This window comes from Dehalococcoidia bacterium, from assembly GCA_030018455.1.
GTDB lineage: Bacteria > Chloroflexota > Dehalococcoidia > DSTF01 > JALHUB01 > JASEFU01.
Genome location: JASEFU010000006.1, coordinates 16,773 through 36,661 on the forward strand (window position 1 = coordinate 16,773; position 19,889 = coordinate 36,661).

The 19,889-nt window shown below is 65.4% G+C and carries 15 protein-coding genes; 11 read left to right on the plus strand and 4 right to left on the minus strand.

Annotated features, from left to right (window positions below; genetic code table 11):
- Window positions 1-117 precede the first annotated feature (117 nt).
- Complete coding sequence (locus tag QME71_08290) at window positions 118-624, plus strand: CAP domain-containing protein (GenBank protein MDI6858295.1); 507 nt, start codon at window positions 118-120, stop codon at window positions 622-624.
- Between the two features lie 263 nt (window positions 625-887).
- A complete protein-coding gene (locus QME71_08295; protein MDI6858296.1) occupies window positions 888-1,451 on the plus strand; it encodes a DinB family protein in 564 nt (187 codons plus the stop codon).
- A gap of 72 nt (window positions 1,452-1,523) precedes the next feature.
- Here the strand turns inward: QME71_08295 and QME71_08300 are convergent, their stop codons facing one another.
- A complete protein-coding gene (locus QME71_08300) occupies window positions 1,524-3,485 on the minus strand; it encodes a multicopper oxidase (GenBank protein ID MDI6858297.1) in 1,962 nt (653 codons plus the stop codon).
- Between the two features lie 218 nt (window positions 3,486-3,703).
- Here QME71_08300 and QME71_08305 point away from each other — a divergent pair, with 218 nt between their 5' ends.
- Entirely contained in the window at window positions 3,704-5,431 is a 1,728-nt protein-coding gene (locus tag QME71_08305) for a thiamine pyrophosphate-binding protein (GenBank protein MDI6858298.1), read from the plus strand.
- Between the two features lie 296 nt (window positions 5,432-5,727).
- Here the strand turns inward: QME71_08305 and QME71_08310 are convergent, their stop codons facing one another.
- From QME71_08310 to QME71_08320, 3 genes are all read right to left on the minus strand, one after another.
- The gene (locus QME71_08310; protein ID MDI6858299.1) at window positions 5,728-6,942 is read right to left on the minus strand and encodes an alcohol dehydrogenase catalytic domain-containing protein; all 1,215 of its coding nucleotides are present in this window, start codon (window positions 6,940-6,942) and stop codon (window positions 5,728-5,730) included.
- Window positions 6,943-7,053: 111 nt separating this feature from the next.
- Window positions 7,054-7,380 carry a divalent-cation tolerance protein CutA gene (cutA, locus tag QME71_08315; GenBank protein MDI6858300.1) on the minus strand — a complete coding sequence of 109 codons (327 nt, stop codon included), beginning with the start codon at window positions 7,378-7,380 and terminating at the stop codon, window positions 7,054-7,056.
- 100 nt (window positions 7,381-7,480) lie between these two features.
- On the minus strand, window positions 7,481-8,443 hold the full coding sequence (locus QME71_08320) for a nitronate monooxygenase (protein MDI6858301.1): 963 nt from the start codon (window positions 8,441-8,443) through the stop codon (window positions 7,481-7,483).
- 247 nt (window positions 8,444-8,690) lie between these two features.
- Between QME71_08320 and QME71_08325 the strand changes: the two genes are divergently transcribed.
- The 8 genes from QME71_08325 (at window position 8,691) to cpaB (ending at window position 19,878) form a co-directional block, all read left to right on the plus strand.
- The gene (locus QME71_08325) at window positions 8,691-11,420 is read left to right on the plus strand and encodes an HAD-IC family P-type ATPase (protein ID MDI6858302.1); all 2,730 of its coding nucleotides are present in this window, start codon (window positions 8,691-8,693) and stop codon (window positions 11,418-11,420) included.
- Between the two features lie 214 nt (window positions 11,421-11,634).
- The gene (locus QME71_08330; protein MDI6858303.1) at window positions 11,635-14,448 is read left to right on the plus strand and encodes a hypothetical protein; all 2,814 of its coding nucleotides are present in this window, start codon (window positions 11,635-11,637) and stop codon (window positions 14,446-14,448) included.
- A 118-nt stretch (window positions 14,449-14,566) separates the two neighbouring features.
- Window positions 14,567-14,758, plus strand: coding sequence for a hypothetical protein (locus QME71_08335; protein ID MDI6858304.1), 192 nt, complete (start codon window positions 14,567-14,569; stop codon window positions 14,756-14,758).
- Window positions 14,759-14,883: 125 nt separating this feature from the next.
- On the plus strand, window positions 14,884-16,359 hold the full coding sequence (locus tag QME71_08340; GenBank protein ID MDI6858305.1) for a VWA domain-containing protein: 1,476 nt from the start codon (window positions 14,884-14,886) through the stop codon (window positions 16,357-16,359).
- 753 nt (window positions 16,360-17,112) lie between these two features.
- Window positions 17,113-17,340 (plus strand): Flp family type IVb pilin, encoded by a 228-nt coding sequence (locus tag QME71_08345; protein ID MDI6858306.1) that lies wholly within the window; start codon window positions 17,113-17,115, stop codon window positions 17,338-17,340.
- Between the two features lie 105 nt (window positions 17,341-17,445).
- Window positions 17,446-17,874 (plus strand): pilus assembly protein, encoded by a 429-nt coding sequence (locus QME71_08350; GenBank protein MDI6858307.1) that lies wholly within the window; start codon window positions 17,446-17,448, stop codon window positions 17,872-17,874.
- Entirely contained in the window at window positions 17,871-19,034 is a 1,164-nt protein-coding gene (locus QME71_08355) for a pilus assembly protein TadG-related protein (protein MDI6858308.1), read from the plus strand. Before QME71_08350 ends, QME71_08355 begins: the two co-directional genes overlap by 4 nt.
- Before the next feature lie 13 nt (window positions 19,035-19,047).
- Window positions 19,048-19,878, plus strand: coding sequence for a Flp pilus assembly protein CpaB (gene cpaB / locus QME71_08360; GenBank protein ID MDI6858309.1), 831 nt, complete (start codon window positions 19,048-19,050; stop codon window positions 19,876-19,878).
- Window positions 19,879-19,889: the final 11 nt, after the last annotated feature.

Genomic DNA, 19,889 nt, shown 5'->3' on the forward strand with positions numbered 1-19,889 from the left:
CGGATATTCGCCGTATTGCCGATGATTTGAGTGGAGGAGCCTCTCCCAATGGAGAGAGGCCTCCTCCGCCAGAAACAGAGCAAGACGCGCTTTCTTTCGACTGGGGGGTGGTGGCTGATGCAGAAGAATAGAACGCTCCCGCGCATTGCCGTCGGCGTCCTTGTTTTCTTCCTTCCCCTTTTCGCGATTGCCGGTGTGGGCTGCACCCCCCAGCAGGTAATGGAGGCGCAGCTCGGTGGGGGCCTCAACCAGTTGCGGACGGAGGTAGGGCTGCCTCAGATCCCCGTCGACCCGGCGCTGGCGAAAGTCGCCCGCCTGCGCGCGCAAGACATGGCCCAGAAGGACTACTTCAGCCATCAGGCGCCCGACGGCTGCGATTTCCGCTGCCTTATGAACATGAACGGCGTCGCGACCGCCTGGGCCGGCGAAGTCATCGCCTGGAATGACGCGCCGCTCCAGGAGTCGGCAGCGATGACCATAAACCTGTGGCGGAATAGTCCCACGCACTACGGGATTATCACAGGCTGCCAGTTCACCCGCATGGGGACCGGCGCCGCCATCGCCCGTGACGGCAGGGTCTACCACGTCGCCGTCTTCGAGGGCAACGGCGCACCCTGCCAGTAAGGACCGCTGGCAGCCGAAACGCGGCCTTTTCGGGGTTGACATGCGGCCCCGCGGGTCTGTCGACTCATCTCCCGGCCTGTCCTCTTGCGCGCGTCCCTCCAATTACCGCCGCTAAGCGCCAGCCATGTCCGCCGCGACACCGCTCGGCGCGTCCACCCGCGCTCCGTCATGGCTGTAAACCGCGCCTCTGAAGTAGACTACTGCAGAAGCGGGAAAGCCTGCGCCCGCCACGGCGCGGGGGCAGCAACGAACGGAGGGCGCGCATGAGCAGCGAGCACACCATGAAGGACAGCCGGGGCGGTGAGGTGTCCCTCCCCGAAGAGCAGCGACAGCAGGTCATAAGCTATCTCAAGCACCAGGGCTCCAAGCCGGCGAGCGACCTCTTGGTGCTTATTCAGCGCGGGGCGAAGATGCTCGACGACGCGCTGGCCGGCGTAACGGAGGAGCAGGCGCGGATTTCGCCTGCAGAGGGCGAGTGGTCGATAAGCGAGGTGCTGCGGCACGTGGAGGCTTCGGCGCTCGGCTGCGCCCAGCTCGTCCGGGCCCTGGCGCGGGGAGAGAAGGGCGCGGGTGGCTTCGACGGTCCGTCGATGTCAGAGGGCGGCTCGCTCCGCGAGCTCCGCGGTCGCGTGGCGGCCGCCTACGAGGAGATCGAGAGGGCGGTCGCCGCCCTGGACGCCGCCGACCTTGAGACCACCGCCAATCATCCCTTCTTCGGGGAGATCAACTGCAAGGAGTGGGCGGCGTTCATGTACGTCCATACCCGCGACCACGTCACACAGATCGAGGCGACGAAGCAGCAGGCTCAGACACTCCGCAGTCAGTAGGGGGCGGTATCGGCGGGAAAGAGGAGAGGGCCGGTCAGCGCCGGCCCTCCTTGCTTGAAATTCCGTCGTTGCTCAGGGCATGGCGCCTACGAAGTACGGCCGCATCATCTCGTTGTCCTCGTGCTCTAGGATGTGGCAGTGCCAGACGTAGAGCCCCGCGATGTCGAACCGGGCGGTGATCCGCGTCACCCAGCCCGGCAGGGCGATGACGGTGTCCTTCCAGCCGGTCTCCCACGCTTCGGGGGGCGTCGCCGCGCCGGTCGCGAAATCGAGCGGATCGGGCGGGTCGCCCGCCTTTCCGCCGGCGATGTAGGCCTCCTGGGCGGCAGCGTAGGCCTCGGCGTCGATGGGTATGCGGTCGAGGACGCGGAACATGACCTGGTGCAGGTGGATGGGGTGCGCGTCCTCGGTCAGGTTGATGAGCCGCCAGACTTCCGTGCTGTTGAGCGCGGGGTTCTCAGTGATCTCGTCCATCCAGGCGAGGGCGCCGTCGCGGCCGGTGCCGAGCTTGGCGGCGATGGGCCCGTCGGCGAACATCGACATCTCTTCGTTGAGCGTCAGGTCACGCGTCTCGTCCGGCGGTCCGAGCGCGGAGATTGGCGGCAGCGTGACCGGGATCTGCCCCGGGTTGCCCTGGTCGGTGAGCTCGACCACCCTGAACTTCATCACCTGGCCGGTGGTGTTCGGATCGGCGAGCTCTTCCGGGTCGATGGGCAGGCCCCGGAACGGGGCATCGGGGCCGACGTTCTGCAGTATGATCTCGTCTCCCGGCTGGAAGGCCGAGAAGTCGACAATGACGTCGGCGCGCTCGGCGGGCGCCATCAGTAGCTCGTTCAGCACGACGGGCGCGCCGGGGAGGAGTCCGCCCTCGCTGCCGATCTGATGGAACTGCAGGGGCTCGCTGAACTTGAGAATCAGAAAGCGCGAGCTGGCGCCGTTGAGAAAGCGAAAACGGTAGAGTCTGGGTTCGACGTCCAGGTAGGGCCAGGTCTTCCCGTTGACGACGATCGTGTTGCCGAAGAACTCCGGGTTCCAGACGGGTGGAATGTCGCCATCGGGAATGTAGGGGCCCGTGATGCCGTCGAAGAACTCGCGGCTGTCGGGGTAGAAGAGCGAGCCGTCGGCCTTAAACGAGCGGTCCTGAACGACTATCGGTATCTCATAGTACCTCGTGCCCGGCGGGTCGCCCAGCCTAGGAGCGGGACCCGGCAGGTCGAGCGCATCTTCAACGTCGTCGCGGATGATCCAAAACCCGGCGAGGCCGGCGTATACGTTGAGCCGCGTAATCCCGAGGGCGTGGTCGTGGTACCAGAGGGTGGCGGCCCGCTGGTCGTTACGATATTCGAACCAGGCCGAGCCGGGAGGCGCGTTCTTCACTGAGCCGTAGTGCGAGCCTTCCGTGTAGTAGCCGGCGGGAATGTTCTTCGCATTGGGCAGGTACCAGGCTTCAGGGTAGCCGTCGCTGACAGGGTCGACGTGGGCGCCGTGAACGTGTGTAACGATGGGCACCGGCCCCGTGTACAGCTCAGGGTTCTCGGTGCTCGAATCCGGCGGCCCGGGCGGGTTTGCCCAGTGCAGCGTCTGATCGACGGGCAGAAGGTGGGGGAGGAAGTTCTGCCTCTGGTCCACGAGATCGTTAATCCATTGCACGAGGATGGGATGGTTTGTCCGCGTCTCGACTGTGAACGCGGGGAAGTTGAAGGTGGAATGAGGCAGGCCCGGCCCCGGACGGGTGGCGGCGCCGTAGCCCCAAACCGTCGTGCTGGGGAATCCGGCGGGCAGGATCTGCTGCTCGAACTGCTTGATGGCGATGCGGTACATGTCGAAGACGGGAGTAGAGGCGGCGGGCGGCATCACGGGCGGGATCGTCAGCGGCTCCTGGTACTTGGGAATGTCGTGCGGGTCGAGCGTCGGCATCGCCTGGGCCACGGCCCTTGCGGGGGGCGAGGCGACGGACGTTCCGGCAAACAGAACGACGGCGGCAAGGGCAAGGGCCAGAACGACGAAGCGAGTTAAGCGGCTTGTAGCGATCACCTATTTATTCCTCCTTATTCTCCTACTAACAAAAGTAATGCGGCCGAGGGTGGAAAAGTGTAAAGAAAAGCGCGTGATCCGCGAGAAAAGTGTTGCAGCTGCGTTCAATCTTTCGCCCAACGCTTGCCGCGCCTCGCCCGATCGGCGAAAAGTTCAGCTTAGGTTGATCGCCTCAAGCGCAGCGTGTAGCATCGGAGCGACAGAAAGGAGGGGGACCCGTGGGCAAGATACTGGGTGCAGATGTCCTGCTGAAGTGCCTGATCCAGGAGGACGTGCGGTTCATCTTCGGGATTCCCGGCGCGCAGCCGACAACGCTGACCGACGCCGTCGCCCGTTTCGGGCGCAAGGAGGGGATCGACTTCATCGCGACGCGCCACGAGCAGGCGGCCGCGCACATGGCCGACACTTATGCCCGCCTCACCAATAAGGTGGGCGTCTGTCTGGGCACCGTCGGGCCGGGCGCCGTCAACCTCGTGCCCGGCATCTACGAGGCATACGCGAACAGCATCCCCGTGCTCGCGCTCACCGCTCAGAACCAGACGTGGAAGTCGTACCCCGATCACGGCTCGACCCAGGGCTGCGACCACCTGGGGCTTTTCAAGCCCATCACCAAGTGGAACGGCTACGTGTCGCACTGGAGGCGCATTCCGGAGATGGTGCGGGAAGCGTTCCGCCAGGCGACGACGGGGCGTCCCGGGCCGGTGCACCTCGACTTGCCGGTGGACGTCCTGTTCGAGGAGGGCGACGAAGCGGAGGTCGAAATCCTGCCGCCGGCGGCCTACCGCCCCGTGGTGCCGCCCGCCGGCGACCCCGAGCTCATACGGCAGGCGGCGGAGATGCTGGCGAAGGCGCGGAAGCCGGTCATCCAGACAGGCGGCGGCACGCTGCGCTCGGGCGCGACGAAAGAAGTGATCGCGCTGGCGGAGTTCCTCGGCTGCCCGCTCATGACGGGGATAACCTCGCGCGGCGCCATCCCCGAAGACCACCCTCTCTACCTGATCCAACCCGGGTTCGGCGCCCTGGCGGCCCGCCAGCAGGCGGACGTCGTCCTCGTCCTCGGCTCGCGTCTGGGCGGCTTCGATTTCTTCGGCAAGGCGCCGATCTGGGGCGTGCCGGGCGAGCAGAAGACCATCCAGGTCGACACGGCGCCGGAGAGTCTGGGGGAGAACCGGCCGACCGACATTGCGATCCTGGGGGACGTGAAGAGCGTCGTCAGCGCGATTCTCGGCGTGCTGGAGCAGATCGCGGAGCCGCGCGGCGAGCACCCCGACCTGCCGCAGTACCGGGCGGCGCAGGCGGCCTGGCTGCAGAACTTCGAGAACATGGCCGCGTCCGACGCCTCGCCCATACACCCCCTGCGCGTGGTGCGCGATGCCCGCGCCTTCTTCCCGCGCAACTCGCTGTTCGTGACCGATGGCGGCAACACGACGATCTGGACCCACTACCTGACGAGGATTTACGAGCCGGGCTCCTGCCTGTGGTCGGGCGACTCCGGCATGGGCGGCGGCGGCCTGCCGAAGGCGATAGCGGCCAAGCTCGTCCACCCGGAGCGGCCGGTGTACGCCATCTGCGGCGACGGCTTCTTTATGATGAACGTGCAGGAGCTGGAGACGGCGACCCGCCTGGGCACGAACATCGTCGTCATTGTCAACAACGACTGTTGCTTCGGGATGATCAAGGCGGCGCAGGACGGCAGCTTCGCCAAGCGCTACATCGGCGTCGACTTCGCGGACGTGCGGTACGACAAGATGGCGGAGGCCGCGGGCTGGTACGGGGAGCGCGTCGAGGACCCGAACGAGATCACGCCTGCCCTGAAGCGCGCGGTCGATAGCGGCAAGCCGGCGCTGCTGGATGTCATTATCGACGGCCGGGCGAACCTGTCGCCGCCCGACTGCGCGACGGCGGTGGGGATCTGGATGGAAGGCGTCAAGTTCCCCGAGTACTAACGCGACGAGGAGGCGCAACGACGCAGCCTAAAGATAGCTCATTGCGACCTCCGGGCCCCGCGGCCGCTCCCCGGCAGGGTCGGGCGCCCGCCTGCCCGACCCGCTATCGATGCACCCACGGCATTTGTCCGCCATCAAGGAGCGAGAACAGCACCGCGGCCTGAAGGCCGCGGCATGTGAATCCAAATCGGCTCCATCGACGGTAACTGCTATCCCTTCGGACTATGCCGCGTCCTTCGAGGCGCGCTACGGCAACACGAAAAGTCTGCTCCCCACGCGCGGGCCGAAACCCGATGCTACGAGCCCCCCCTGTAGTCGAAGACTACCTTTATTGCATGCGTCCGCCTCTGGTCCATCGCGGTCGTGAACGCCTCTTTGTACTGCGATAGCGGGAAGCGGTGCGTTATGAATCCCTCGAAGTCGAGCTTCCCCTCCCTCAGCAGCCGGATTACCAGCTCGAAGGTCGGTACCCTCTCGCCCTGCCAATCTTCGGCGCCGTGCGCGTACGTCCCCAACAGATCAACCTCCCAGTACCACACCGGAGTCAGGTCGAGGCGCATCGGCACGAGATTGACGCCGAGGAGCACGACCGTCCCTCCTGAGCGGGTCCAGCGCAGGGCATCGGAGAGGGTCTTTGCCTGGCCAACGCAGTCGTAGACGGCGTCGAAGCCGCCCATGATGACCTTGTTGCCGAACGAGCCGCTACAGACGGCGCCGCCGGTGATGCGCGCGACTTCGCTGTAGGTATCGCTCCCTAGCATGATAACGTTTGTTGCCCCCAGTCTGCGCGCCATCGAGGCCTGGTAGTCAAACTGTGCGAGGGCGGTGATCTCGCAATCGGGCTGGACGGCGCGCAAGGCCTGCAGCGTCATCAGCCCCATCGTCCCGCAGCCTATGACGAGCGCCTTGTCCCCGGGCGCGAGAGGGCGCCGTAACGCGGCTCGCAACCCGCAGGCCGCCGGCTCGAGGAGGACGGCCTGCTCGTCCGTGACGTCGTCGGGGAGCGGAAGGAGGCGGCACTCGTGCACCACCTGCTCCTCGGAAAGGCCACCGCCGATGCCCAGCGGGTCCTGTAGCATAGCGCCGCAGCACCTCGAGTAGTTTCCGGCGGCGCAATGCTGGCACAGCTCATCTTTGCCCTCTCCAAGGCAGCTTCCGGGCCAGCAGGTCAGGGTCACGCGGGCGCCTGGCTTCAGCCCCCGCACACCGTCGCCCACCTCGGTTACCTCTCCCGCCACCTCATGGCCGAGGTACATACGCCGGGCGCCGGGCACGGCGGCGATCGCGATCCGGGGGTCGCCGTCGGCCCGGACGAAGTGGATGTCGGAGCCGCATATCCCCGCCAACCGGTTGCGCACCCGCACGTAGCGCGGCCCGGGAAGAGGCGGCGGTGGCCTCTCTTCGAATTGAAGCGGCGCCTGAGGACCGAAGAGCGCCTTCCGCGAAAGGCGCGAAGCGACCTTCGTGGCGAGGATGCGCGAGTTGCTGAGGTTGACGTACAGCGCCTTCATGGGATTATGCCTGCCTTTCGCTTGATCGCGGATGAGCCGTATCGGTGAGGAAAAGCTAACCGGCGCAGGCCCGGCGGTCAAGAAGCGGGCGAGCGAAGGGGCCGCTCGACGTCACTGCGCGGGAGCGAGCTCTCCGCTGAGCCACGTTAGGTATTCCTCGCTGCCTTCCACGACCGGCGCCGCCAGTATCTCCGGTGTTTCGTAAGCGTGCGCCCCGCGTATCGCCGCCTCAAGCCGCCGGTACAGGCGCCGCTCCGATTTCGCCAGGCAATACCACTCCTCCGCCCGCTCAATCTTTCCTTCCCACCAGTAGAGGCTTGTCACCGGGCCGGAGACCTGCACACAAGCGGCCAGCCGCTTCTCGAGCAACAGTCTCGCTATCGATTCGGCGTCCTCGCGCCGCGCGGTCGTCGTCAGCACTTGAAGGTACTCTGCCACTGCGCCCTCCCTCCGTCGAAGTTCGAGTTGTCGAAAAGCATACCGGCGGGCCCGGGGAGTTCGCGCCCGCCGGCAAAACCTGAACCGTGTGAGCAGGACTCTACACGAGCCTGTTGATGCGATCGCGCGTCTCCTGCGCCTCCTCGACGATGCGGTCGATCAGCTCCTTGACGGTGGGCACATCGTGGACGAGGCCCACACTCTGACCGAGGCTGACCAATCCTTCTTCTATATTGCCGGTATCGACCACGGCGGGGCCCTGCCGGCTGATAATCGGCAGCAGCTCTTCCAGCGTCGCGCCTTTCTTCTCCAGCGCCATCACCTTTTCGGCGAGCGAGTTCTTGGCGAGGCGCGAGGGGTTGTTGATCGATTTCATCAGGTACATGGTGTCGGTCTCAGCCGCCCGCACCAGGTACTCTTTGAAGGCGGGGTGTCCGCGGCACTCTTGCGTGGCCATGAAGCGGGTACCCATGAGCACCGCCTCGGCGCCGAGGGCGAGGGCGGCGACGAGGCCGCGCCCGTCTGCGAAGCCGCCGCCGGCGACGATGGGGACCTTCACGGCATCGACGGCCGCCGGCACCATGACCAGCGTCGTCACCTCGTCCATGCCGGGGTGGCCGCCGCACTCGTGGCCGACGACGCAGACGGCGTCGCAGCCGAGACGCTCGGCCGTGCGGGCAAAGCGCACGCCCGGCACCTTGTGCATGATCTTGACTCCGCCCTTGTGTAGCGGCTCGACGATGGGCTCGGGGCTGCGGCCGGACGTTTCGACCACCGGTATCTTCTCTTCGATGGCGACGCGCACCCACTCCTCGATAGGCTGCGGGCGGGCGGAGGCGAAGAGATTGATGTTGAGTCCGATCGGCTTGTCGGTGAGATCGCGGGCCTTGCGGATGTCGGCGCGAAGCTCCTCGATGGTGGGGTAGGTAGCGGCGGTCAGGAAGCCCAGGCCGCCCGCGTTGGCGACAGCGGCGATGAGCTCGGCCCTTGCCACCCAGAACATCCCGCCGCACAGTATAGGGTACTTGATGCCGAACATCTCGGTGATTCTCGTCTGCAGCATTTAAGAGGCTCTCCTTTCCCTCCCTCAGAGGAGTCTGACCGGTAGATTCCCCGTTCGCGGGCGCCCTAAGAATACAGCGCTCTGTTGGCTAGTAGTCAATACGGGCGGGGCCATCGAGCCCGTGTCCGGGAAATGGTATGCTGTAAACATCCAGCATGACGCTGCTTGTGCGGGTTTCTATTTTGCACCTTCCCTGCTTCTCGAAACGGCGATGACTCGGAAACAGGCGCATGATGCGGAGTACGGGATGGAACCCTCCCCTTCCAGGCAAGAGGCGAACGCCGTGATTGACCCGTCGTCAATCCGTCGGCACGTGTGGTGGTCGTTGTCGGTCGGGGAGACGCTGAGCGCGCTGCGAGTCGGCGATGAAGGGCTGGCGTCCGAGGAGGCCGAGGCGCGGCGGGCAATCTTCGGTCTCAATCAGCTTGAGGAAGAAGAGGAGACCAGCGCACTCACGGTCTGGATACGCCAGTTCAAGAGCCCGCTCATTTACATCCTTCTTCTCGCCGCAGTCGTTACCCTGGCCGTGGGCGAGTTCGTGGACACGCTCGTCATTGCGGCTGTCCTCATTCTGAACGCCGTGATCGGCTTTGTGCAGGAGCGGCGTGCAGAGCGTTCCGCGAGAGCGCTGCGTGAACTCGTGGTGACCCGCGCGCGTGTCATGCGCGACTCACGAGAACGACAGATCGATGCGCGTGAGCTCGTGCCGGGCGACATGGTAGTCGTTGAGGCGGGGTCAAAAGTCCCGGCCGACTGCCGTGTCGTCGATGCCAGCGCGCTTGAGGCGGACGAATCGCTGCTGACCGGCGAATCGACGACCGTGGGCAAGCGCGACGCGGTGCTCGACCCCGACACCCAGATCGCCGACCGGGACAACATGCTCTTCATGGGCTCCGTCATCACGAGAGGGCGCGGGCGGGCCGTGGTTGTTGCAACCGGCCCGAGCACTCAACTGGGCGAGATTGCGGGCAGCATAAAAGAGATAGGACTGGTGGAGACGCCCATTCAGCAAAGAATGGCGCGCTTCGCCCGTATTATCGGCTTGGCCGTTCTCGCTGCCTCGGCAATCGGCTTCGGAATCGGCTTTGCCCTGGGCGAGGACCCGCAGCATCTCTTTCTCACCTTTGTTGCCCTCGCAGTGGCCGCAATTCCCGAAGGGCTGCCCATCGTCCTTACGGTCACGCTTTCCATTGGAGTCAATCGCATGGCCCGGCGACACGTCATCATCCGCCGACTGCCGGCTGTGGAGACCCTCGGGAGTTGCAGCGTGATCGGCTCCGACAAGACGGGCACACTCACCCAGAACCGAATGACCGTCCAGCGCATTTACGCGGAGGGCCGGGACTTCACGGTCACGGGGTCGGGGTACGGCGAGGACGGCGAGATCATCCACGATGGGAACGGCGTTGTCCTTGAGGAATGGCCTCAACTCCGGATGACGCTTATCGCGGGAACTCTTTCCAATGATGCAACGATCTCCAAAGTAGACGGCGGCCTCGAGGCGCACGGCGATCCGACAGAGATAGCGCTGCTCATATCGGCGTACAAGGCCGGCCTCACGAAAGAAGAACTCGAAAAGGGGTTCCCGCGCGGCAAGGATGTCCCGTTCGATCCTGAACTCCGCTATTCGGCCAGTTTCCACGCCAGCGGCGAGGGCGCCATCGCCTTCGTGAAGGGAGCACCGGAACGGATGGTCGATATGTGCGCCTGGAGCGATCCCGCTGAAAGAGAACGCGTGCTCGATGTCGCGCACCGGATGGCGGAGGACGGCCTCCGGGTGCTGGCAATGGCCAGCAAGGAGTACGCCGGTCCTCCTGAGGCGCTCGGCGCGCCCGCCGAAGAGCTGTCCGGCCTAACGTTTCTCGGTCTGCAAGCCATGATCGATCCTCCCCGGGAAGAGGCAATCGCAGCAGTTCGCGGCTGCCAGGAGGCGGGCATACGCGTGGTCATGATCACCGGCGACCATGCGGTAACGGGACTCGCCATCGCCAGGAAGCTGGGCATCGCGCGCGAGCCCGACAAGGTCCTGACAGGGGCGGACCTGGACCGGATTACCGACGATGAGCTGGAGGAAGCGGCGCAGCGCGTTCCGGTCTACGCCCGGGTTTCTCCGCAGCACAAACTCCGCGTCGTGAACGCATTGCAGCGCACCGGCTCGGTGGTGGCGGTAACGGGGGACGGCGTGAACGATGCTCCGGCCCTTAGGGCTGCCGATATCGGCGTGGCGATGGGCAAATCGGGGACGGACGTCGCCAAAGAAGCGGCAGACATGGTGATTACGGATGACAACTTCGCGAGCATCTTCGCCGCCGTGGAGGAAGGGCGGATAGTCTTCGACAACGTTCGGAAGGTCACATTCTTCCTCATCGCCACCGGCCTCGGCACTGTCCTCGCCGTCCTCGCGAGCATCATGTTCAGATTTGAGCTGCCCTTCTTGCCGGCCCAGTTGCTCTGGCTGAACCTGGTCACAAACGGCATTCAAGACGTGGCGCTTGCCTTCGAGCCCGGCGAAGAGGGCGTCCTCAAGAGACCGCCGAGGTCCCGCCGCGAAGGCGTCATCTCCGGCCTCCTCTGGGTCAGGACGGCGATTGCCGGGACGGTGCTGGCCTGCGGAACGTTGCTGCTCTTTCTCCTGGAGATACACGCCGACAGCAGCATCGAACACGCGCGCACGGTCGCTCTCACGACGGCGGTCTTCTTCCAGGTATTCCACCTTCAAAACGCTCGCTCCGAGCACCGGTCCGCGTTCGCTGTCAGCCCCCTCACCAATCGGTTTCTGTTCGTCGGGACGGCGATAGCGGTGGCGATCCACATCGCCGCGATCTATTTGCCGCCCACGCAATTCATCCTCCGGCTGGAGCCCATCAACGCCATAACGTGGGTGAAGATGATCGCCGTCGCTTCAACCGTCATCCTCGCCGTCGAAGCGCACAAGCTCCTGACGCGGCGGTCCGTGCGCGCCGACCCGATACGGTAAACGACGCGGCTTCAATGCTTTAACGACACATTATCTTGCCCTTAGAGGAGCCTTCGTGAGCGATCTGGAGGTCTTGACAATCCGCCGCCGACCCTTTAAAATCCGAGCAAATCTGGTGGCATAAGCTTCCCCGCCCCGGCAAAGCGTTGCTTTGCGCCTTGTTGGCCCCCGGACGAAGGAACGTCGACTCCGAGACTGAGTCATTGGGGCAGGCATGAATAAAGGCGTCAAAAGGGCTAACCGGCTTTCGCTTCTCGCCGTGGCGGCGGCACTGTGCTGCGTTGCCGCGGGGCTCAGCGTCGTGTACTTTGCCCGCGCTGCTCCCCTCCTCACGACCGACAAAGAAGACTACTACTCCACCGAAGTCGTCACCGTCTCCGGCAGCGGCTTCTCCGCAAACACGCTCTACGACATCCCTGTTATCCGGCCCGACGGCAGCATCGTCAAAGGCGATGGCTCGTTCGTTCCCGGCTGGGACACGGTCGAGAGCGACAACAACGGCGCCTTCACCTACTACTATCAGCTCGACGGGATAACCGGCACCTACGAGGTGAGGGTCTACGATTCACCGTGGTCGGGAGACCTCGACGAGACCCCGATCGCGACTACGACTTTCACGGACTGCGACATCCAGTTCACACAATGCCTCAACGACTCCGATAACAACGAGGCGGCCGATAGCTGCTATTGGAGCACGGGGGCGATAAACGCCAACAACTCCGTCTACACGGAAGGCGATTCGGTGCCGCAGCGGCTGTTCCACAGAATAGAGTCGACGGGGACGCACACCATCCGCCTCGAATACGATTTCAGCAAGTCGAACGTTTACGCATACGACTTCCTGAGCAGCGTCGACTACACGATGCCGCCGGGACCGGCCTACCTCAACGAGTGCGCCGATCGCCCCCCATTCGTTAGCTCCAGCACGTGCGCGAGCTTGTTCACACAGGGCCAGAGCCCCGTACCCTCCGATCCGTTTGACGCGGTCGCGCTGCGTGAGTACCCGGGCGTTCGCAACATCCGTCTGGGCTGTTCCCCGGCTTGCTCCGGAAGCGTCACCGTCTCTTTCCCCAGCCTTGACGGCGGTGACGATCCCGGCGAGTCGCATCTGCCAGACAGCGATCCGGACTGCGAAGGCAACTGCGGCACCAGCAGCGTGAAGGTCGACATTACGTTCACAACTACTTCCCGCAACACGGTCGTCGGCCTCTGGTTTGGGGGCCACCTGGCAAGCGCAGGTGATCCCGATCCTTATGAATCGCCGCCGGATGGCTGGGGCTACGGACTGGGCGCCTCATCTGTATCGGGCGCCGTTATTCACATGCGGTACATCTCGCTGGACGGCGGGTCGGTCGGGACGCGTGACAACCAGATCCAGATCGGTGGAGTGCTGTGTCCCACCCCGACTCCGACTCCCACGCCCACGCGCACGCCGACGCACACTCCGACTAACACGTTCACGCCCACCGCGACGCCCACGAACACGCCGACCCGCACCTCTACACCAACACCCACCGATACGCCGGTCCCGCTTACGCCCACGTTCACGTCGACGCCCACCAAGACCTTTACGCCCACACCGACAAAGACCGCCATTCCAACAGCGACTCACACGTTCACGCCCACGCCTACCGATACGCCCGTGCCGCCCACGGCCACGTTCACGCCCACCGATACGCCTGTGCCGCCCACGGCCACGTTCACGCCTACCGATACGCCTGTGCCGCCCACGGCCACGTTCACGCCTACCGATACGCCCGTGCCGCCCACGGCCACGTTCACACCGACACCGACAAAGACGTTCACACCTACGCCGACTCACACGTTCACACCGACACCGACGAAGACCTTCACTCCGACGCCGACTCACACATCCACGCCGACGCCTACAAAGACGTTCACGGCGACACCGACCAACACGCCCGTCCCGCCGACTGCCACGTTCACCCCCACGCCCACTGATACATTCACGCCGACGCCTACAAAGACGTTCACGGCGACACCGACCAACACGCCCGTACCGCCGACTGCCACGCCTACGCCCACAGCGACTCACACGCTCACGCCTACCCCTACGGGAACGTACACACCGTTGCCAACGCCTACTCCAACATCCACGCCCGTCCCGCCCACGCCCACGCTTACGCGCACGCCGTCGCCCACCCCGACACGCACGCCGACGCCCGGCACAGTCACGCCTACACCGCCCGGCGTGAGGATGGAGAAGGACGCTAACGTGCTGGAGCCCGGGATCCAGACGGAGAACAACCTCTGGATCACAAAGAGCGGTTGCCTCTCCGCCGAGGAGGGCAAGGGCTGCCTCGTCATCGAGAAGTGGGTGTTCAACGCCTGGGACACTGATTCGCCGAACGACTCAGACTCGGAGCCGGAAGGGGTCGGCGCCTGGGAGGAGCAGATCAAGTTCGAGCACAAGATCCTGGCCGTGACGCCTGTGCCCAGCAACGAGTGGCTTGAAAGCGGGGGCCGGGTGGCCAACTGCACCGCCACCGTCCTTACCGAGAACTGGATACTCACGGGTTGCGTCACCAAGGACGACCCGAGCGAGCCCGGCATCCAGCCCGGCCCCAACGGCGACGGGCTCATCGAGCGCATAATCATCGTGCCGCTCACCAACGACCTTATCTACCGTGACGGCTTCCGCCCGACGAAGGACAACGGTGTCATCACCGACATCATCGATGAGAACTGCGAGGTGACCGACGTTCTGGCGGAGCCGATCCCCGGCACGTTGCCCGGCGGCCTGACGCAGACCTGCGGCGACGCCCACATAACCGTCCGCATGCTCCAGGGCGACCTCGACCTCGACTGCGACGTGGACGTGGTGGACGACCAGGCGATAGCCTTCCGTTACGGCAGCTTCTTCGGCCTCGGCCTCTACGACCAGTGGTACGACCTGGAGCCGAAGTTCGTCGACTTCGATATCGACATCAAGGACATCCAGTTCGTCTTCGGGCGCAACGGCAGCACCTGCCAGGCGCCGATCCCCGACGACCAGGCCTCGCCGTAGCGGCCGCTGGCCCCCGGCCCCACGGGGTCGCCGCCGCCGCTGTCCAACACGGAAACGTTGCGGATGTGTGACGGCCCTCATTTATTCCTTCGCGCGCCCTGCCGATAATAAAAGCGAGATGAACGGTATCGGCGTGGGACTGAGCGTGGCCCTCGGGACCGGCATCGGCGCCGCCCTGGGCAACCCCGATATCGGCTTCGGGACGCAGCTCCTCTTCGGCATGCTGTTCTGGGGCTCCATGGCCGGCTTCATCTTCCACCTCTACCAGATGGCCCTCAAGGGCGTCCGCTTCCCCTTCCGCCGCCGCTAGCCGAGAATTCATTCGCTCAGTGGTATAATTGGTCGCGGCCGGCTCCCCCGCCGCCCTGACGACGTGTCCCTAGAACAGTCCCGCCGCGGGGCTATCGACGCCGGGAGCCGCTTGAGGCCGAAGGCATGATGCGCAAGCCGCCCGTCCGCGTCGCCGCCGCGCTGCTCCTCGCGGGAGCGCTGCTCTCCCAGGCGCCCGCCCACGCGCAGCCGCCCGCAGCCGTCGCCGTCGTCCAGGTGATCGCCGGTGATTACCCGCGGGTGACCGCCGCCGTCTCCGTTCTCGACGCCTTCGGGACGCCCATCGGCGGGCTCGACGCCGCGTCCTTCAGCGCGACGGAGGACGGCGCACCCGCCGTCGTCGAGGACGTGCAGGCAGCCGTCGACGCCGACGTGGGACTGGCGGTGGTGATGGTGATCGACACCAGCGGCAGCATGGCCGGCGCCCCCCTGGCGGCGGCGCGAGAGGCCGCGCTCCGACTCATCGACAGCCTGTTGCCCAACGACCGCGCGTCGATCATCGCCTTCGCCGACGGCCTGGGCGCGCCCGGCCCTTTCACCAGCGACAGACAGGCTCTCGCCGCCACCCTCGGCGGCCTCCAGGCGGGCGGCGCCACCGCCCTGTACGACGCCGTCATCGCCGGGGTGCGCACGGCGCGCGACGCCCCTCTCCCACGCAAGGTCGTCGTGCTGCTCACGGACGGCCACGAGTGGGAGGCGACTAGCGCAGCGACGATGGAGCAATCGCTAGCGGAGGCGTCGGCGGCGGGCGTCCCCGTCTTCACCATAGGCGTTGGCACGGAGGTCAACGTCCCCTATCTGGAGGAGGTCGCGCGCAGGAGCGGCGGACGCTTCATCGCGGCGCCCGCGCCCGGCGACATCCCCGGCGTGTACGAGGGCATCGGCAAGATGCTGCGGGCGGCGTACATCCTCCGCCTGCGCCTCCCCGGCCAAACGGGCGGCGGCGAATCGAGGCTGAGGGTGACGGTGAACGCCGCCGGCATGACGGTGAGCGGCGAGACGACCTTCCCGCGTCCCGGCGCCGCGGCAACGCCCACGAGCGCCCCGACGCCGACACCCACGCCCGCACCCGCGGCCGTCGCCGGCGAAGAGGGCGGCGGTATGGGCGCCGTCGTCTGGATTGTCGCCGTCGGGCTGCCGCTGCTGCTGCTATCGGGCGGAGGCGCGCTGACGTTGCGCATCGTGCGCCGGCGCCGCGAGGCGATTCCCGCCGGCCCGACGCCCGCCGTCGAATCGTACCGTCCGCCGCCTGTCACGAGATGGGGCGGCCCGCAGGCCCCGAAGGCGCGCCTCATCGTTATCGATGGGCCGCAGCTGGGGACGGCGCTGGAGCTGGGCGACCACGCGGTGACGATAGGGACGGACGCCGACTGCTCGCTGCGTCTGTCCGACGCGTCGGGGCAGGTGGGCCGACGCCACGTCCGCGTTTGGCTGCGGGAGGGACGCTACATGCTGCACCATCTCGACCGCGGGCGCGCGACGCGCATCGGGGAGCGGCGCGTGGAGTGGGCGGTGCTGGAGCCCGGCGACGAGATCGTGATCGGCCCGCACCGCCTCCGCTTCGAGGAAGCGCCCTCGTAGGGGGTACGCTTCTGCGGGTTGAAACCCCCGGCAGGGGGCGGCGCTGCCGCCCGCGCTCGACGCCGCCCGCCGCCCTCGACGCGCCCTCGCCGTATTCGGGCGCGTCGCGTTCGGGCCGTCGCGTCCATCGGGCCCTGTTCGCCTCCGAGGTTCCAGGGGAATACGAGTCCGAAGAGGATTATGTTGTCTTCGATGAATTCCCTCTTGACAGGCGGCTTTCAGAACGTGTAAAGTTCAAAACGATATCGTGCCTTTGGTGGCGGGCACGCGCAAGGGGAGGGAAACCCCGTCGACCTCTCTTTCGCGGCCGGACCGAAGCGAAAAGCGCGTTTCTGCGTTATACGTTTTGACGGGCAGTCTCAGCGCCGTCCTTGTTATCTGCAAAACAAAAAAAGCCCCGCGCAGTGTCTGACGAGCCGGCGGGGCTAGGGCAACAGGAGCGGAGAGGCCCCCGGTTGCGAACCTATTATCGCATCCGCGCCTGCCTTCGACAATCGGGGGAGACCCCCACGCGGCGAAGGCGCGCGCGGACCCGCCTCCGGAACGCATCGGCAAGCCCTATCAGCCATCCGTCTCTCCTGTTCGCCCTCGAAGGGGGGTGAGGCGCCGCGACAAAGGAAGGACCCCGCAATCCGGCCCGACGTCGGGCCTGCCCGCCCTGCCTGCCGGCACGCAGGCGGTAGGCGGGCTTGCTCGCCGGTAGGCGAGCCTCAGAGGCGAGCTTAATTTAGTTCCGAAAGGGGAGACAAAGGAATGCTCAACAGCCTAAGTGTCTACTGGATGGTCCTGAAGGCGAAGCTCGGCGGAGAGCGCGGCCAGGACCTGCTGGAATACGCCCTTATCGGGGGCGTTGTGGCTGTCGCCATCATCGCGGTCGGCGCTGCCCTGAGCGGCTACGTGGGCACGATGTTTGACAAGATCGGCAGCTGTATCACGTGGCAGGACGACTGCGATATTTCTCTGCCTCTAGGTGGCGGCTAAGGCACTCGCGTGCGGGCGGGGCGGCTCACTCCGCCCTGCCCGCTATGGACAGACGACCTAATGAGCCAGCATCACCCCCGCGGATTGTCAGACAAGGGGCAGAACTTGATCGAGTTCGCCCTCATAATGCCTGTGCTATTCATCATAGTTTTCATTATCGTTGACGCGGCGATCGCCCTCGACCGTTGGGTAGTGATGACCAACGCTGCGAGAGAAGCGGCCCGAACCGGGATAGTCGGAGCGGATGCCGCGGCGATTACAGATAGGGCGATCGGCACTTCCCACGGCTTGCTGGCCGATCCAGACGCTACGGTTGACGTCTGGTGGACCGACCCGAACACAAATGGCCACGGAGATCCCGGGGAGTCCGTAGTGGTCAACGTCGAATACTGCTACGACCTGCTTACCCCGATTTCACGTCTTCTGCCCGACAGAGACGGGTGCCCCGCGGGTTCCTTACGCATGAGCGCATGCGCAGATATGCGATTGGAACAGGGGGTTAGCGGCATCACGACGGGAGGAGGTTGCCCGTGAGTTTCGCAAGGCTTGTGTGGCGGCTCGTCCGTGGGCAGCGTGGCCAAAACCTGATCATGCTGGCGGTCCTTATTCCCGCCTTTTTCGCGCTCATCGCGGGCATCGTAGACGTGGGCCTGCTGCTGGGCGAGCGAACAGCGGCGCAGAAGGACGTCGATGCGGCCGCGCTGGCAGGGGCACAGCAATTGCCTGAGGATCCCGGGGGCGCGGTGGCCGACGCGATCGAGTGGGCTGATCGCAACGGCGTGCAACAGGACGAGATGCCTCACGCCCCGTTCACGGACTCGACATGCTATTCAGACATGCCGGGGGACGATCCCGCGCTGATCGACAGCATTACAGTAGACGCCGAGGCCGCGGCCGGGATGTGGATGGGTCGGTTTTTCGATGTCTTTAGCGTCAACGTAGGGGCTCACGCCAAAGCGTGTGTGGGTTCGCCGCAGTCTATCAGCGAGGGGCTGCGTCCCTTCGAGGTGGTCATTAAGGACAGCCCGTGCTTCGAAGACACGGACGGAGACGGCGAGCGCGACTCACCGCTCTTCGGCTCCATCTGTCCCCTCGATTACGGGGCAGGCGACTCAACACACGGCCAATTTGGGCTGGTCAACCTCGGCGACGAGGCGGACGACCCTTGCAGCTGGCAGGGCGCCGTGGGCAAGGACATTTCGGAGAAAATCATCTATGGCACGCCCGCCTTGTGTAGAAAAGACGATCCAGTCTACACCGCGCCCGGCAACAAGGTCGGCCCGGACACGTTCAAGGGAATTCGGGACCTGCTGGCGCTAGAGCCCGTGTGCGATGGCGCCGATGAAAACAAAATCGACGACTTTGAGGAGATATTCGGCCAACCTCCCTCCGACCAGCCACTGGACATCATTTGTCAGGGAAGCCCACGCTTTATCTACGTGATAGTGGTAGAGGAGATGCAGGAGAGCCATCCCAACCCGGAACCCTTGGAATACTTCGGGGGCTTCTACATCCTGGGCTGCACGATTGACGGCGCACCGCCGGACAGTCATGACGAAAGGATGTGCGATCCAGGGGGCCCGTGGGGTCAGAGAACTTTTTGGGGCATGTTCGTCCGAACCAAAGCGCCGCCCAACAGCAGCGGTGGGCCCCTCGATCCGGGCGGTCTACGGGTAATTAGTCTTGTGGAGTAGGAGAGGGGGCGCCATGGCAAGGACTATTCTCAGAAAGGGTGACAGACCGGGAGCCGCTTTCCTGCTCCTTGCCGTCCTCTTCGCCGTCATAGCCGCCGTCCTCGTCTTCGCCGCCCTCAACCAGGGCGACGACGACAAAGAGGCGTCGGCCGCCGCAGACACGCGCACCGTCGTCGTCGCCGCCCACGATATTGCGCCCCGCACCCAGCTTGACGCCGAGATGCTCAGGCTGGCGGAGGTGCCGGAGGACATGGTGCTGAGCGGCGCCTTCGACGAAATCGGGCCCCTCGAGGGACAGTACGCCCGCTACCCCATTCTCGAGGGCGAGCAGGTGGTGGCGTCGAAGGTGGGCGTGCAAGACGTGAAGGAGGAGGGGGCGGGAGTGTCGTTCCTGCTGCCGCCCGGGCTGCGCGCGTTCTCCATCAGCGTCTCTGAGGAGAGCAGCGTCGGCGGGCTGGTGTTACCGGGCGATCTGGTGGATGTCATCGGCATCCTCGAAGAAAGCGACGTGGGCGTCGACAAGGCCGTCACGCTTATCCAGAACGTGGAGGTGCTGGCGGTAGCGCAGGAAGCGCAGGAGCCGATTCCCGCGGCCGCGCGCACGGGGACGGCGACGCCGTCGGCGCCTCCCGATATGCTGGGGGACCGGCCGAAAGACGTGGAGCCGAACCCGGGCGCGCGCACGGTGACGCTGGCGGTGACTCAGGAACAGGCGCAGCTCCTCGCGCTCGTCCAGGCGCGCGGCGAGCTTGCTCTTACGCTCCGCTCCTTCGGCGACCGAAATATATCCAATATCCCGGAGACGAACCTTATCCCGTACGGCACGCCCACGGGAACGCGTTAGGAGCGGAACAC